The 17,023-nt window shown below is 41.0% G+C and carries 8 protein-coding genes and 1 pseudogene; all 9 read right to left on the bottom strand.

Annotated features, from left to right (window positions below; all coding sequences use genetic code 11):
- Positions 1 to 55: 55 nt before the first annotated feature.
- Entirely contained in the window at positions 56 to 1,015 is a 960-nt protein-coding gene (locus tag HMPREF2837_RS05465) for an ROK family glucokinase (RefSeq protein WP_049548904.1), read from the bottom strand.
- Positions 1,016 to 1,119: 104 nt separating this feature from the next.
- The gene (locus tag HMPREF2837_RS05460) at positions 1,120 to 1,950 is read right to left on the bottom strand and encodes an excalibur calcium-binding domain-containing protein (RefSeq protein WP_080979382.1); all 831 of its coding nucleotides are present in this window, start codon (positions 1,948 to 1,950) and stop codon (positions 1,120 to 1,122) included.
- Positions 1,951 to 2,002: 52 nt separating this feature from the next.
- Positions 2,003 to 2,617 (bottom strand): alpha/beta fold hydrolase, encoded by a 615-nt coding sequence (locus HMPREF2837_RS05455; RefSeq protein WP_049548905.1) that lies wholly within the window; start codon positions 2,615 to 2,617, stop codon positions 2,003 to 2,005.
- Positions 2,618 to 4,339, bottom strand: a complete 1,722-nt coding sequence (gene pabB / locus HMPREF2837_RS05450; RefSeq protein ID WP_075230724.1) for an aminodeoxychorismate synthase component I — start codon at positions 4,337 to 4,339, stop codon at positions 2,618 to 2,620.
- A gap of 133 nt (positions 4,340 to 4,472) precedes the next feature.
- Positions 4,473 to 9,644, bottom strand: coding sequence for an SIALI-17 repeat-containing surface protein (locus HMPREF2837_RS05445; RefSeq protein ID WP_261674336.1), 5,172 nt, complete (start codon positions 9,642 to 9,644; stop codon positions 4,473 to 4,475).
- 129 nt (positions 9,645 to 9,773) lie between these two features.
- Positions 9,774 to 9,911, bottom strand: a pseudogene (locus tag HMPREF2837_RS10710) (helix-turn-helix domain-containing protein); the annotation flags it as partial.
- Positions 9,912 to 10,007: 96 nt separating this feature from the next.
- The gene (gene msrB, locus HMPREF2837_RS05440) at positions 10,008 to 11,123 is read right to left on the bottom strand and encodes a peptide-methionine (R)-S-oxide reductase MsrB (protein ID WP_075230723.1); all 1,116 of its coding nucleotides are present in this window, start codon (positions 11,121 to 11,123) and stop codon (positions 10,008 to 10,010) included.
- 9 nt (positions 11,124 to 11,132) lie between these two features.
- A complete protein-coding gene (locus tag HMPREF2837_RS05435; RefSeq protein WP_049548908.1) occupies positions 11,133 to 11,693 on the bottom strand; it encodes a TlpA family protein disulfide reductase in 561 nt (186 codons plus the stop codon).
- A gap of 156 nt (positions 11,694 to 11,849) precedes the next feature.
- Positions 11,850 to 17,023 (bottom strand): ZmpA/ZmpB/ZmpC family metallo-endopeptidase (locus HMPREF2837_RS05430; RefSeq protein WP_261674335.1); only part of this gene is annotated, 5,174 nt, incomplete at its 5' end.

The raw sequence follows: 17,023 nt of genomic DNA, 5'->3' as shown, positions 1-17,023 counted from the left end.
GAAAGGAGGAAAATCACTCGCTTACAGAAAGCAATTTTCTCCTTTTTATGTTTATTTATTGCAAGACAAGTGACGCAGCACCAATCACTCCAGCGTCATTTCCTAGAGTTGCAAGAGCCAATTTAGTGGTTGTGCGAACTTGTGGGAAGGTATTTTCATCATAAACCTTTTGCACGCCTTGAAGAAGGAATTCTCCGGCAGCAGATACACCACCACCGATAACGATTGTTGATGGGTTTAGGATTGAGCCGATGTTGGCACAAGCGATTCCCAAGTAACGTGAGAAGTTACGGTAAACGATCAAGGCAAGGTCGTCTCCTTCTTTTGCCAAATCAAAGACAGTTTTAGCTGTTACTTCTTCTCCGTCATCAATCAAGCGTTTCAACTCTGCATCGCCTTCGTATTCATCTGCGTAACGACGAGTCAAGTTAACAATACCTGTTGCTGAAGCTACTGTCTCAAGACAGCCTTTCTTACCACAAGTACATGCGATTGGTTGGTCAAAGTCAACAGTGATATGGCCAAGCTCACCAGCAGCACCTGCAACACCGTGAAGCAATTTACCTTCTGCTACGATACCGCCACCAACACCTGTACCAAGTGTCATAAAGACAACATCTGGTTGGTTGTCACCAGCACCCATCCAACGCTCACCAAGAGCTGCCACGTTGGCGTCATTGTCGATAAAGAATGGAATCCCCAAGGCTTTTTCCATTTTTTCTTTGATTGGTTGAAGAGTTTTCCAGTTGAGGTTGTAGGCACCGATAACAGTCCCTTTTTCACGGTCAACCACACCAGGTGACCCCATACCAATTCCACTGAAATCTTCAGCAGACAATCCAAGCAAGCCCAAACGGTGTTGAATAGTTTCAATCATATCGTCTACGATATGGCTTCCTTCATCCAAAATGTTTGTCTTAATAGACCATTTTTCTTGGATTTCTCCTTCTTGCGTTAAAATAGCGAACTTGATAGAAGTTCCACCAAGGTCAATCCCAATAATCTTTTGACTCATCGTCTTCTCCTTATCCTTAATTGAAAATGCTTATAGTAATAGTATAACAAAAACTACTTATCAATGCAGAGGTTTGCATTAACTTTACAGAATTTTTTTCTATTCTATGGTTTCCACGAACCAGAAGCATCTACATAATAGCGTCCGCCATCCACTCGCTCATTCTTAGCCATTTTGCCATCTGATTTGAGATAGTAATTTCCTTGCCATGCATTGCGAGCATAAGATCCATCTGATTTCAAGTAATACCAGGCTTGGTAAGAAGAATCATAGACCCACTCACTCTGAGCCATTTTCCCATTTGACTTGAGGTAATATGCACCTTGCCAAGTATTATGCGCATAAGATCCATCTGATTTGAGGTAATACCAAGCTTTGTAGTAAGAATCATAAGTCCATTCACCCTGAGCCATCTTACCATCTGATTTGAGATAGTAACTTCCTTGCCAAGTATTGCGTGCATAAGATCCATCTGATTTGAGGTAATACCAGGCTTGGTAATAGTTATCGTATACCCACTCATTCTCAGCCATTCTTCCATCTGACTTGAGATAGTAAGCACCCTGCCAAGTATTTGTTACTGGTTTCCCATTTTCAGAAAAATAGTACCAAGATCCATTCTGACGAACCCAGCCACTTTCAGCTGCTACACTTGGGGTAGGTGCTACATTGGTGTTAGCTTGTGATGTACTCGACTTTTTCTCTTTTAAAACACCCTTAGGCGCATTCTTCGATTCACAGGCAATCCCATCATGATCCTTATCTAGAGTAGTAGAATACCCTGGTTCTCCCTTATGAATATCTGCATAACCATTCTCCCAAGCTTCCTTACAGCTTGAAAAATGGATACTTTCATCTGCCACAACTGGATGTAAAAACAAAGCTAGAGCAGGTAAAGAAGCTAGGCCTAATTTTAATAAATGACGTTTGTTCATGTTTTTCTCCTAAAATTATAATATCAACTTCCATATTATTTTATCAAACTTGTTACAGCAATTCAAGAAAACTTCTAGTTATTTCTGCAAACTCTTTTGGTTTTGCCTTATTCAAGACATGAGGGCCGTCAGGGATGATCTGGAACTGGGAATTTGGCATCAGTTCTTGGATAGCTTTCATTGAACTGAGATTAGGCTTATCCTGACTACCACAAATTAACAAGCTTGGATAGGGACAATTCCGTGCAATCTCTCTTAAATCAAGTGTTTTTAATTCCTCAGAAACTCCAACCATAAGAGCTTTATCTGCTCCCTGTTTCTCAAATATCCTTTTGGGAAGCAATTTAAATATCAGCAACTGAATGTAAAAAAGGATATTGCTCGCCAGTTTCAATGGACAGCCTGACAAAACCAAGGCTTGAAGATTTGGTATCTCATAACTTGAAAGCTCCAATGCAAGTGCAGCCCCTAAGGACAAACCGATTAGGACAAAAGGTTCTGTTTCCACTGTTAAGCGCTGATAAATGCGCTCCTTAGCTTCTTGGTAGGTAGCAACTCCGGAAGGAAATAAGTCAAGGGCTTCCGATGGATAATCTGCAAGCAACTCTTGCACTTCTTTCCAACTCTCCGCTGACTGACCTAGGCCGTGTAAAAATATTAGTTTCATTTAGTTCTCCTTCAAGGATAACTCATACAAGCCCCTTACTGCATTACAAGCATAAATGACTTCTGCTTGCTTCAAATCTTCTATGGTTAAGACCTTCTCTTCCAGCTGCCTGATTTCAAGTAAATGCTGGCGATAAATCCCTGGTAAAATACCAAGAATGCTAGGTGGGGTATAGAGCTTGCTATTCATTTTTAAAACCAGATTCCCGATAGAGGTTTCAAGCAATTTTCCATCAGCAGTGTGATAGATGATTTCCTGCTCTCCCACTGTCAAATGTGGTCGGTGTGTCGTCTTAAAGTAGGTAAAGGCCTGCTCCAAATCAGCTTCTTGCTGACAAAGCTTGGCCTGACAAAAACTAGAGCTAAGTGGTGTCAATACTTGTCGTTCAATTTCAATTTCTCCAGACTTGCTGAGACTGATTCGCAAACGGTAGTCTTGATGGAGGTCACAAGCTTGGCACTCCTTCTCTATTTTTTGTCTCAAAACTTCTTGGTCAAATGGAAAGGCAAAATAACGACTAGCCTTTCGCAGTCTTTCCAGATGTTGCTTTTCAAAGAGCAATTTTTTCTGGCTGATTTTCCCTGTCGTAATCAGCTGAAAACGAGGTTGTTTTCGATAAAGAACCGCTGCTTTTTGCTGGACTTCACGGTATTCTGACTCCCAAGTACTATCCCAAGTGATGCCACCTCCGACACCATAGATGGCTTGCCCAACATGCAGTTGAATGGTTCGAATAGCCACATTGAAAATCCGTCGTCCATTGGGCAGTAAGAGACCAACAGTTCCACAGTAAACTCCTCTAGCTTGTGGTTCCAAGTTCTTGATAATTTCCATGGTCGCTATCTTGGGAGCTCCTGTGATGGAGCCACATGGAAAGAGCGAACGGAAGATTTCTACTAGATCAACATCCGGTCGTAACTGACTCTTGATGGTCGAAGTCATCTGCCAAACTGTAGAATACTGTTCCACCTGACATAAACGTTCCACATGCTCACTTCCCACCTCAGACAGACGATTTATGTCATTGCGCAAGAGGTCCACAATCATCATATTCTCAGACCGATTTTTGGAATCCTGCTCCAACCAAGTTGCCTCTTGCAAGTCTTCATAGTCAGTCAGACCCCGTTTAGTTGTTCCCTTCATAGGACGAGTTGTCAACTCACGACCATTTTGCTCGAAAAAGAGCTCTGGACTCATAGAAATCACAGCCATATCATCATGCTCTATGTAGGCATTGTAGCCCGCTTCCTGCTCCACCACCATGCGATTGTAGATAGCAAAAGGGTTCGCACTTAAATTCTGTTTAAGTTGGACCGTATAATTGACCTGATAGGTATCTCCCTGCCGTAAATGATGGTGGATCTGGGCAATAGCCTTTTCATAGTCCTCAGCAGATGTTACTTCCTGCCAGTTTGATGGCAAATCCACCTCCTCGTAAGTCAGAGGAATACTGGATGTTTCAACACTGTCATGAATAGTGAAATAGAGGAGATACTCTCCTAACAAGGGACCCTCGTGAACCGCCAACTTCTCCTCAAAAGCTGGCGCAGTCTCATAGCTGACATAACCCACCACATAATAGCCCTGCTCTTGGTAGCTTTCCACTTGAGCTAACAAGTCTGTTACTTCTGCTAAATCTCTGGTTTTTAACTCTTTGATAGGCTGGGTAAAGGTGTATCGCTCGCCCAAAGCCCTAAAATCAATCACTGTTTTTCTATGCATATCCTAAGTATACCATAAAAGCCAGACCCCAACAGGAGATCTGGCAATTTTATTCTTTGAGAATGATAAAGTAGATGTCACTTTCTAAGAAAATCTGAACATAGCATTCTCTTTTATCATACCGACTTTTTATCTATCCTTTGGGAAAGAGTTCGGATGAAAAGGCATCTGTCACCTGCAATAGTTTTTGGAAGACTTTTTTCTTAAGAGCTACTGTATAATTGGCAACTGAGCCTCCATACTTGAAGTTTCGGTAATCCGTTTCTACTGCTTGGTCAAACAAGTCTTGCAATTTCTCATAAGAATCAATTTGCTGACCATCAATTTCAAAACTATGGATTCCTCGTTTTGCCTTGGCAATAATAGCGTCAAACCAGGCCTTCTTCCATTCTTCTAAGTTCTGGAACTTGCCTTTCGAAACCTTCTGGATAATGAAATCATCCCCAAGGGTGTCACGTCCCTCGCTTAAGGCCTCATCCTTGTATTTATTAGAAGCATAGCCTAGGAAACCATTTTCGTAGCCATAATAACCCCACATACGGAAGGCATTATGCTTGAAGGAGATGGCTCCAGGAGCTCCCTGACTTGTATTTCCACCGTAGATAGCATCTACCATCTTGACATTGACATAAGCTGTCTTGAGTTCTTCTGGTCTGTAAGTTCCCTGATAATGCCTATTGGTGATGATGTTATTTTTGATTAAGTCATCCACAGAATTTAGCTGAGTCTTGGCTTCCTCATCCGTCAATGGACGGACATAGTCCCACTGGTTAGGAGCAAGAAGTTTATTATCCTGGTCCTGATGACGCATTTGCTTGGTCATCTTGCTGAACCAGGCCTTCTTCAAAGCCAGATCATTCTTAGCGAGAACTCGTTCTCCTTCCAGATAATCTAGAAGCATCAAGGCCTCATTATAACCTTTCATGTAGTGGTCAATCTGCTGGCGTGTTTGCAACTTGGTCGGATCAGGATTGTACCATTGGTCCCCATCATTTGGTCGCATATAAGCCATGTTGAGACCAAGAGCACCATACTCACCTTGATGCCCTTCCTCAGCCGGCGACTGGAGCATGCCCTGAGCATAGGCTTCTACATAGGTTCCTTCACGATGTTTGTAGCCACCCAGATAGACAATACGATCGTTGACGTGAGTTGTCTCATGGGTGTAGACAGACAAACCATACTCACTCATCATATCAATTTCCACAAAGTGAACAGCATCTCTGGCATTTATCTTTGGATAGATAGAGGCATAGGCTCCTAGCTTATTGTCCTTATAGTAGCGACCTGCTGGCCCAAATACTTCACGAATTGGCGCGTAATCTTCCATACCACTAGTATGTCCATAACGCTCTACCCAGCCACGTCCATCAACGCGATAGCCTTCCCAAACTGGTGTAGCTACATTAAAGTCACTCTTAACCATACGGTCTTTAACTTCATCAGTAGCAAGTCGATACCAGAAGTCCAAGTAAGTCAACTGACGGTCCGCTACTAGATCAATGTCAGCTTTCATCTGGTCTATGGTTTTGCCAGATTTATCAGCTGATCCGAAAGTAATGGTATTGTAGTTGGAAATCAGGAACATCTGTGCCTTCTTGACATTCAACAAAGGCAGAATCATATTGCGATGCAACCAGTTATTAAGATTGTCATAAGCCCGATGCTTCCGATTTGCAATTTCTTGATTCTTCGAAGCTCGCTCTGCTATGTACACATGGCCCTTGGTGGCATTCACAAACCAGTCATTCATATCCTTGTCAGTCGTCAATAACTGTCTGTTGTAGTCCAAGAAGGCATGTAAATCTTCAGATTTTGTGTCCTTGGCTAGAACTCTAGCAAAGGTTTCATGAGTCTGATCGCCTTTTAGGTTGCTTTCTCTTGAACCTAGTTCAATCAACCGATCTAAGATATCCACATTTTGGCCATAAAAATCTGGTTTAAAGAGCATGAGTTCTTTCAGATTGTAATCGGCAAATCGGATACCATAATAGCGATTGAGATAAGCAAGTCCCAGCATGATAGCTGATTGATTGTCCTGAACTTTTTTCTTCAAGGCAGCAGTTCTAGCAGGCGAATCATTCCACTGGTAGTCTAGATTGGTAAGTAACTTATCAACCAGGCTTCCTAGCTGCGCTTTGACCTCTGCAAAGCTTTCTTCCAGATACCAATTCTTCACGGCCTCAACCTTCTTATCAAGGCTAGTGGTTTGATCATCTAAGATTCGATAAACTCCATCCGACTGTAAGTCCACTGTTTTCAGGATAGATGTCAAGTCCTTAGCTAGGGCTGAACGCTCCTTAACCAGCATATCTGGAGTATAAAGCAGATCCAAGTCGGCAATCTTATATTCCTTAACAGCAGTTAAGCCAGAATTTTGCGAGGTGATTACAAATACATCCTTGGTCTTGTCTGCATAATGAACCATGATATGGTCTGCCACTGAAAGGTCCGTCACAAAGTCTTTCCCTTTCATGGCGATAACAGAGACTACCTGCTTCTTGGCTAGATTATGATCAAGATCCAGTTTGTTCCCTTGATTCACAATCCATTCTTTATTGTAGAAAGGTTGCAATTTTTCAAGGTTTCGATAGGCTTGATCATGACGGCTATCATAATCTTGAATATCCTGATAAGCGTATTCTTTTACACTAGGAACAGCAGGAGATGCAGTACTCGACTTAGCCAGATAGTAGCTATAGCCTGCTTCAAAATTTTTCTGAGCATCGCGTTGAATCAAGTCAGTTGCTTGAGCGATTACCTTGTAATACTCTTTTCCAGCTATTCTCTCAGTTTGAATAGACTTGATGGCTAAACGGCTGGTCTTATGGCTCTCTGAACTAATCTTGAGGTAGTAGTCTTCCAAGTTTCTTGGCACTTCTGTCAAGTGCTGAATCACAGACTCTTTGCCATTTTCAACCTTAACAAGGCTTGTTTCCTTGATATCTTTTATTTCTAGCTTTTTAAGCTCTAAACGAAGCTTCTTGTCCTCAAGCAGAGTGCTCTCTTCACCCTTACCACGATTAAAGACCATCCTTGTAGATATGGTGTAATCCGTATAAAGTTTCAGATTATCAACTGTTGCTTCCAGCTGATCACTCGTGAAGTCCAGAGTCTGTTCCTCTAGCCCCTTGACTTTAATAGTGGCACTGATTTTTGAAACGGTAACGCCATCTGCCTTGTCCAAGTTATAGCTTAAGCGAGCTGAACAGCCCATCGAATTTCCAGTAATAGTAGAAAGAGTTAGGAGTGGTACAGGTTTGAGCTCTACCTTTTTCTTACTACCACGGACAATGATCTGATCTTTAGCTTCTCTTAAAATTCGTGTTGTTTCTTTCGGCTCTGAAATACGTTTCCCATCTTTTTCCTCATAGCTGGTAACAATCTCTTTCTCACCATCTTGACCGACTTGCTCGATTCTTGTTTCACCAACAAGCATGTCTGGATCAATCTTTTCCCTAGTTTGTTTAGGGATCAGCTCTTTTCGGACTTCAATATGTAAAGTCGGTTTTGCATCTAGAACTAGCGCTTCAGTGCCATTCACGCCACCACTATAGCTAAGGAGTTCCTGTTTCAGAGTATCAACTGGAACTGCGCCTCCTTCATAGTCTGGCAAGGCTTCAGCTACTGCACCCGGACCATTAACGCCACCTTCAAATATTGGTTTAGACGGCTCAACTAAAGATTCGCCTGATATACCGCCTGTGAACTCTGGTTTGTCATGGACTTCTGGCACGCCACTTTGACTGCTCAATTCTGGTGCGTACTCTGGCAAGGCTTCAGCTACTGCTCCTTGACCATTGACCCCACCCTCAAATGTTGGTTTAGATGGTTCAACCAAAGATTCGCCTGATACGCCACCTGTAAATTCTGGGCGTTCCTGTTTCAGAGTATCAAACGGGACTGCGCCTCCTTCATACTCTGGTAAGACTTCGGATACTGTTCCTTGGCCATTAACTCCGCCTTCATAGCTAGGTCGGGCAGGCTCAACAAGCGGTTCACCATTAACGCCACCTGTGAAGTCAGGACGTTCCTGTTTCAGTGTGTCAACTGGAACTGCACCACCTTCATAATCTGGCAAGGCTTCAGCTACTGCTCCTGGGCCATTGACTCCTCCTTCAAATGTTGGTTTTGTTGGCTCAACCAAGGATTCGCCTGATACGTCACCTGTAAAGTCTGCTTTGTCATGGACTTCTGGGATGCCACTTTGACTGCTAAATTCTGGTGTATACTCTGGTAAGCTTTCAGCTACTGCTCCTGGGCCATTGACTCCACCTTCAAATATTGGTTTTGTTGGTTCAACTAAAGATTCGCCTGATACGCCACCGGTGAAGTCGGGTTTGGCGTGGACTTCTGGGACTCCACTTTGACTACTCAATTCTGGTGTATACTCTGGCAAGGATTCGGCTACTGCACCTGGGCCATTGACGCCACCTTCAAATGTTGGTTTTGTTGGTTCAACCAAGGATTCGCCTGATACGCCACCTGTAAAGTCTGCTTTGTCATGGACTTCTGGGATGCCACTTTGACTACTAAATTCTGGTGTATACTCTGGTAAGGCTTCAGCTACTGCTCCTGGGCCATTGACGCCACCTTCAAATGTTGGTTTTGTTGGTTCAACTAAAGATTCGCCAGATACACCACCTGTGAATTCAGGAATTTCATGAACGGCTGCTTGATTTACTAGTTTTGCAGGAATTTCTGGGCTTGCACTAGATGTTAGATCTTGGCCTCTTCCTCTTAAATCCGACTCTAATAAATAACCGACATAGTCATAGCCTTTAATGTCAATAATTCCTTGAGTTAAACCATCAGCAGACACAAGGGTTTTAGTCTGATCATAAGCTAGCAAGTCCTTGTGTTCAAAAGCAAATACTTGATAAGGTAGTAATAAACTCTTACCTACAGAAGCAATTAATAACACTCCAACTATCTTTGAAGGTTTTTTCTTAGAAAATAGGAAAACCACCAAACTAGCAGTCAAAAGACCAAGACCAGCCAAGGGGAAGGTGACTGATCCTGTTTGAGGTAAGACGGCTTGTCCCTGCTTGCGATAAACTAGATAATAGTTATCTTGGCTCAGTTCTTGCGGCAATTCATGGTGAATGAGTTCACGTTCAGCAGCTGTCAACTCCGATTCTGCTAAATAGTGAAAGGAAATTTGCTTGGCTTCATCTGCTTGAACCAGTTTTGGTTCAAGTATTCCTCCAATGAAGGCAAGTCCAATCAATACCGAGCCCACTCCCATGCTCAGTTTGCGAATGGCAAATTTTTGTAATTTTTTTCTATCTTCCATATTAGCCATATTAATGTTCTTAAAGACATCTCCTTTGCTCAGTTTTTATAATTTTATTGATTTTTTTACAAAATATTTTCGAGATAAATCGATTATTTTTAAATAAAAAAGCGGATCAGCATTGGCTGAACCACATTTTTAGTCTGGCACATACTCCAATATATCACCTGGCTGGCACCCAAGTTCTTTACAAATAGCTTCAAGTGTTGAAAAACGTATAACTTTAGCCTTACCTGTTTTCAATATTGAAAGATTTGCGGGAGTAATCCCAACACGTTAGATTAAATTGCCCAACCGCTTCTAAAATCCAAATTCTACACTTCTTATGAATTAAAATGTATTTCTAGTAAACACTTTTTAATAATCTCAAGATCACTCAACATAATCTAACAAATAACCATAACCCTTTTCTTCCATTTGATCCTTAGGAATAAAACGGATGGATAGACTATTGATACAATAGCGAAGTCCCCCCTTGTCCTGAGGTCCGTCTGTAAAGACATGTCCTAAGTGGGAATCACCAGTTCGGCTTCTGACTTCCGTTCTGACCATATTATAAGACTTGTCTTCCTTGTAGGTCGCAACATCTGGACTGATAGGCTGGGTAAAACTTGGCCAACCACAGCCCGATTCAAATTTATCTTTCGAAGAAAAGAGGGGTTCACCAGTTGCTACATCCACATAAATACCTGCTTCAAATTTATCCCAGTAACGATTTGAAAAGGCCCGTTCTGTTTGACTATTTTGAGTCACTGCATACTCCTCTGGAGATAGGAGTTTTTTCAATTCATCGTCACTCGGTTTTGGATATTTACTCGCATCAATAACAGGATAGGATGCTTGATTGACATTGATATGACAATATCCATTTGGATTTTTCTGGAGATAATCTTGGTGATAGTCCTCAGCCACGATAAAATTTCTTAAGGCTTCCTTTCCAACCGCTAGAGGCTGGTCATACTTCTTAGCAACTTGCTCAAAGACTTGATTGATGACTTCTAGGTCCTGATCGTCCTTATAGTAGACTCCCGTTCTGTACTGAGTCCCCACATCATTTCCCTGCTTATTTTTACTGGTTGGATTGATAATGCGGAAATAATGGAGCAATATCTCTTTTAAAGAAATTTGATTGGCATCGTAGGTCACATGAACAGTCTCAGCATGGCCTGTTTGACCGATCAATTCATACTGGGTTGTTTCTCCTCTACCATTCGCATAGCCAGAAACAGCATCTGTCACACCTGCTACTCTTGAAAAATACTCTTCAACTCCCCAGAAACAGCCTCCCGCAAGATAGATATCATGTAAGTCAGCATCTTTACTTGGCTCAGTTTTTTTCTTGGCCTTTTGTCCTTGACTAACTGCTGCCTTCTCGATTTGAGTGGTATCTGTGTAGCTTGCGTTCCTTTTTTCCAAAAGAAATAAAAGTCCGATAATAATGCAAATGATGATTCCTATGAATACAATTATTTTTAATTTATCATTCATGATGAGCCTCTAATCTATGCTTTTTAACGTCTGTAAAGTAGTTTCCTTGTCCATAAAGCCTGGCTGGGTCTTAACTAGTTTACCCTCTTTATCAATAAAAGCCTGAGTCGGATAAGAACGAACTCCGTAACTCGCTAAAAGTTGTCCCGAAGGGTCTAGCAATACTGGTAAATCTTTATAGTCCAAACCCTGATACCATTTTTTAAAGGCTTCTTCTGACTGCTCTCCTTTTTGACCAGGAGAAACCACTGTCAAGATGACATAGTCATCACTTGCTTCTTTTGCAAGCTCATCGGTATCAGGTAAACTAGCTAGACAAATAGAGCACCAAGATGCCCAAAATTTGAGATAGACCTTTTTGCCTTTATAATCTGATAGGCGATAGGTTTTCCCATCAACTCCCGTCAGCGCAAAGTCGGTAACTGCTTCCCCTTGTTTTGCCATTTGAGAGTTAACTTGTGTATTTTTGTCTCCATTTTGCTTATCAGTTTCGCTTGTTGTCTGATTTTTACAAGCTGACAGACAGAGCAGACTAGCACAGACCAATACAGTTGCTTGCCATTTTTTCATCTTCATCACCTTTCTCGTTATCATATGAATATAGATATTTACTTTGTAATTCTATTATATACCTACCATCCTAAAAATACTTGAAATCTGTTTGGAAAATATTGCACCTTCTTGGGTACAAAAACTCCCACCTGCTAAGCAGATGAGAGCTTTGGATTATTTAAAGATTGAAGTTTTAAAGCTATCTGTTTGTTGAAGAAGTTTCTTGAAGACTTTTTCTTTAAGTGAAACGGTGTTGTCAAATTTGACAGATCCCTTACTTAGAGTAGCCTTATCTTTATCAACTGCTTCAGCAAATGCACGTTTCAAGTCTTCATAGCTATTGTATGTTTTACCATCAATTTCAATAGATTGAATTCCTTTTTTAGCGCTTGTTACAACTTCATTGAAGTATGCTTTCTTCCAATCTTCAAGATTGTTGAATTTTCCTTCAGAAATCTTATTAATGATGAAGTCATCACCTAAAGTATCTTTACCAGCTTTTTTAGATTCAGCTTTTAGCATGTTAGAAGCATAGTTTAGGAAGCCTTTTTCGTAGCCATAGTAACCCCAGATTCTGAAAGTATTGTGTTTGAAGGACATCGCTCCAGGAGCACCTTCACTTGTATTACCACCATAGATACCAGTCATCATTGGAACATTTACATAAGCAGAATCAAAGTCAGTAGGATTATAAACTCTGTTACCTGGACCGCGGTTAGTCATGAAGTTGTTCGTAATTAAGTCATCTACTGTGCGTAAAGGAATAGCTTTTTCCTCATCACTTAAAGGTCGAACCTTGTCGAATTGGTTCTTGGTGTTATTTCCTCGGTATTGCTTATCAACCTTCTTGAACCAAGCGTTGTTTAAATCTTGATTTGCTTTATCGAGGACAGCCTCTCCTTCAAGATAATCCAGAAGCATAAGAGTGTCGTTGTAGCCTTTCATGTAACGATCAATTTCTTCACGAGATTTAAGGTCATTTGGATTTGTGTTGTACCATTGATTGCCATCGTTTGGACGTTCATAAGCCATGTTGAGACCTAGGGCTTTGTATTCACCATTTGGATTTGATACTGATGGAGTTTGCAACATTCCTTGTGCAAATGCTTCAAGATCTGTTCCTTCACGGTGTCTTGAACCACCCAAGTAGACCATACGATCATTTACGTGAGTTGTTTCGTGGGTAAAGGCAGAAACCCCAAAGTCACTAATCATGTCCGTAACCATGAAGAAGACAGAATCATCTTTATATGGATTCTGATAAACGCGAGCCACAGCTCCCATACGCCAGTCAGTCGCATGATAACGTCCTGTAGGTCCGTATAATTCACGGATAGGCGCCACATCTTTACCACTATTAGTGTGACCATATTTATCAGTACTAATATCTTTATAGTTTTGGTTATCCAAAACAGGTGTTGGAACCATGTTGTTGCTCTTCAAAAGTTGATTACGAACTTTATCGATTGATAGACGTGACCAGAAGTCTAGATAATTCTGTTGACCTTTTGCAACCTTATCGATTTCAGCTTTAAAGGCATTACGTTCTGCTTCAGTATACTTACCATATTTTTCAAATGAACTATAAGCCATTGTATTGTAAGTTGAAATCAAGAACATATGGGCATCTTTCAAGTTCAAGAGTGGCAAGATCATCTTACCATGCACATCGTTGTTTAAACCTTCGTAGGCTCTGTGTTTCTTATCGGCAAACTCAGGAGTTGTTGTTTTTGGTTCAACGATATAGACATTGTCTTTGGTTGCTTTGATGAACCAATCATTTAGGTCTTTGTCTTCTGTGAATAGACGCATATTATAGTCTAAGAAACTGTTTAACTCGCCGATACCGATAACTCCACCGATAGCTTCACGATAAGCTTCTAGAGTTCTATCACCTTTAATGTTACTTTCCTTAGAACCAATCTGAATCAAGAAGTCTAATACACTTACATTTTTACCATAGAAGTCTGGTTTGAACAACATGAGTTGCTTAATATTGAAGTTATCAAACTTCACTCCGTAATAACGGTTAAGGTAAGATAGACCAAGGAGAACCGCTGCCTTGTTATCATCAATCTTCTTGATCAAAGCACGTTTAGCAGCCTCATCTGTGTTTAATTGATGATCTTCATTTTCCAGCAACTGTTTCACAAATTTAGCCAGATTATCCTTGACTTCTTTGAAGCTTTCTTCTAGGTAAAGATCTTTGATAGCGTTAACTTTATTTGGTCCTGTTCTACCAAGTTTTTGGTAAATTGGATCTGATTGTAGCTCAACTGGACTTAATTTTTCAACGATAGCATTGATAAGATCGCTACGGTCTTTGTCAACGATATTAGGTGTGTAAACAACTTCTCCAAGTTCAGCAATGCTGTACTCTTTCACTTGTTTAACCTTAGATTCTTTCAGAGAAACAGTAAAGATGTCTTTGGTCTTGTCAGCATAATGCACCAAAATGTGGTCAGCATCAGCCAATTCTGTCACAAAGGCATTGCCTTTCATGGCAGTTACAGACAAGATTTCTTTAGTCAAGAGAGGACTACCTGCAGCAAGTTTGTTTCCTTGGTTTACGATCCATTCTTTATTATAGAAAGGTTGTAATTTTTCGATATTGCGGTAGGCAAGTTCACGAGAGGCATCGTAATCTTGAGTATCTTTATAAGTATCAGCTTTTACTTTCTTATTATTGAGAGTATCCTCAACAAGAGGTTTAATTTCAAACGTATCAGCAGTGATACCGAATTCAGCTATCTTTTTATTTGCTTCTTCAAGACTGATTTCTTGAATTCTCTTAGTACGAGAACGTTTGAATGAACGTTTACCAGAGCTGACATCTTTAACAACATAGTTTCGCTCAATCCAATCGTTTGTATAGTAACCGTCTTCTTCGTCTAAGTCTTTTGAACCGTAGAACTCTTCACCATTTTCAACTTTCATCATTGAAACAGTATCAGCAACTCTACCCCATGTCCAGTTTTTACTAATGAATCCACCAACCTCAACAGGTGTCTTAACATTAATGGTTCCTTTAGTAACAGCATTACGAACAGAAGCATACTTGTCGATTCCATTAGGATCCGAACCATTATCAGATCTAGCAAGAAGACCACCAACACGAGCTTTATTTGCTGTAATATCAGCATCTACATAAGCGTGTTTGATATTCCCTCTCCAAATTTCACCGGCAATACCACCAATATCCCAGCCTTTGTCACCAACACCAGTAAGTTTACCAATGAATGCGACATTTTTAAGTAGGCCACCAACATCTGCTTTATTGACAATACCAGCAATACCATCTTTACCAAGAACACTACCAGTCACCTTGACATTCTCAACTGTAGCATTTTTAATCGTTCTTGCAAGTGGTGAAATATTTTCAGCCCAAGGCATATTGATATCAACGTTACCTAGGTTAATATTTGTAACCGAGCCACCCTCGATATTATCGAACAATTGACGAGCCATATTGTGGATTGTGTACTGCTTTCCTTCAACACTTGTTAAAGTTCCACTAAACTTACCAGGTACATATTGTTTATTTGGTGTTGGAACATTAGCTGCATTAAGATCAGCACCTAGTTTAAATGTTCCATTTTTATTGTCCTGCATGGCCTTTACAAGATCATTGAAATCGTAATAAACATCACCTTCATGAGCTTTTGGCTTAGCAAAGTAATGGACATATTCTTCTGCAAACTGATTATTTGCATTGCGTTGGACTAGGTCTGGTGCTTTAGCAGTGACTTTGAACAAGTCTTTACCATCAACTGTGACTTCTTCAATCTTATCAACTGCAAGTTTTGTCACCTTGTTATCATGAGTTGTCACTTTCAAGTAATAAGGTTTCACATCTGATGGTTTAGCTGACAATAGACTATTATCAATTTCTACACCTTGGTCATCAACACTGATAAGGCTGGTTTCCTTGATGTTTTTGACTTCGACTTTTTTGAGATCAAGTCGCAGTGGTTCTTCCGCAAGAACTACTTCTTCGTTCCCATTTCCACGATCGTAAACCATCTTGGTCGCAATCTTGTAGTCCTTGTAGTATTTCAAGTTTGTAAGATTTGCAGTCAGGTCTCCCTCAGACATATTGACTGTTTGAAGGCTAGTGTCTCCGTCTTTCAAAACAACTTCAAGAGATTTAATGGTTACACCTGTTGGTTTGACCAATTGGTAACGAACCTTGGCACTACGCTCTAATTCTTCTTTATCTATATGAGTGAGGGTCAACGTTGGCTCAGTCAGGATTTGATCACCTTTTTTGATGATACGATCTTGAACTGCTTCAACAACTTTCTCTGAAATCGTTGGAGCATCTGCAGTTTTCACGCCCTTAAGAGTCTTATAAACTTTGGTAATCTTTTTCTTACCGTTTTGACCAGCTTGAACAACAACTTCTGTTCCCTTCGGAAGAGTGCTGTCTACTTCTGTTCTTGTCTCGAAAGGAATTTCTTCAAATGAAACTTCTTCAACTTGACCTTCAATAGCCTTGGTACCACGACTAATTTTTTCATTTACTGCTGCCTTAACAGTTTTTGTACTCGTGCTGATTGGGTCCCCAACTTTTTGACCATTGACAGTCTTATAGACACGGTGAATCAGCTGACTTCCTACTTGACCATTTTGAATCACTGTTTCTTCATCAGTGTAGCGGTTCGCATCTGATACATATTCGGTTTCATACGGAAGGACCACCGTTTCTGTTTCTGTAACCGTTCCTTCCGTTATTTGATAAGCTGGATTCTCTGGCTGTACAGGAGCTTCACCCACGTGGCCTTCTTCCTGCGTGCCTTTGGCACTAATCTCACCTGTGTAGGCTGGGTTTTCTGGCTGAACTAAAGCTTCGCCTTGGTGGCCCTCTTCTTGAGTTCCTTTAGTACTAATCTCACCTGTGTAAGCTGGCAATTCTGGTTGAACCAAAGCTTCGCCTTCGTGGCCTGATTCTTGCGTGCCTTTAGCACTGATCTCACCTTTATAAGCTGGCAATTCTGGCTGAACTAAAGACTCACCTTCGTGACCTTTTTCTTGAGTTCCTTTAGCACTAATCTCACCTGTGTAGGCTGGTTCTTCTGGTTGAACCAGAGACTCACCTTCGTGACCTTTTTCTTGAGTTCCTTTAGCACTAATCTCACCTGTGTAGGCTGGGTTTTCTGGTTGAACTAAGGATTCACCTTCGTGGCCCTCTTCTTGCGTGCCTTTAGCACTTTCTTCAGGTTTATAAGCTGGGTCTTCTGGCTGAACTAGAGATTCACCTTCGTGGCCCTCTTTTTGAGTTCCTTTAGCGCTAATCTCACCTGTGTAAGCTGGTAATTCTGGCTGAACTAAAGACTCACCTTCGTGAC

It is taken from the genome of Streptococcus sp. HMSC071D03, assembly GCF_001812125.1.
Classification (GTDB): domain Bacteria; phylum Bacillota; class Bacilli; order Lactobacillales; family Streptococcaceae; genus Streptococcus; species Streptococcus pseudopneumoniae_N.
This window is presented reverse-complemented; position numbering and strand designations above follow the sequence as displayed.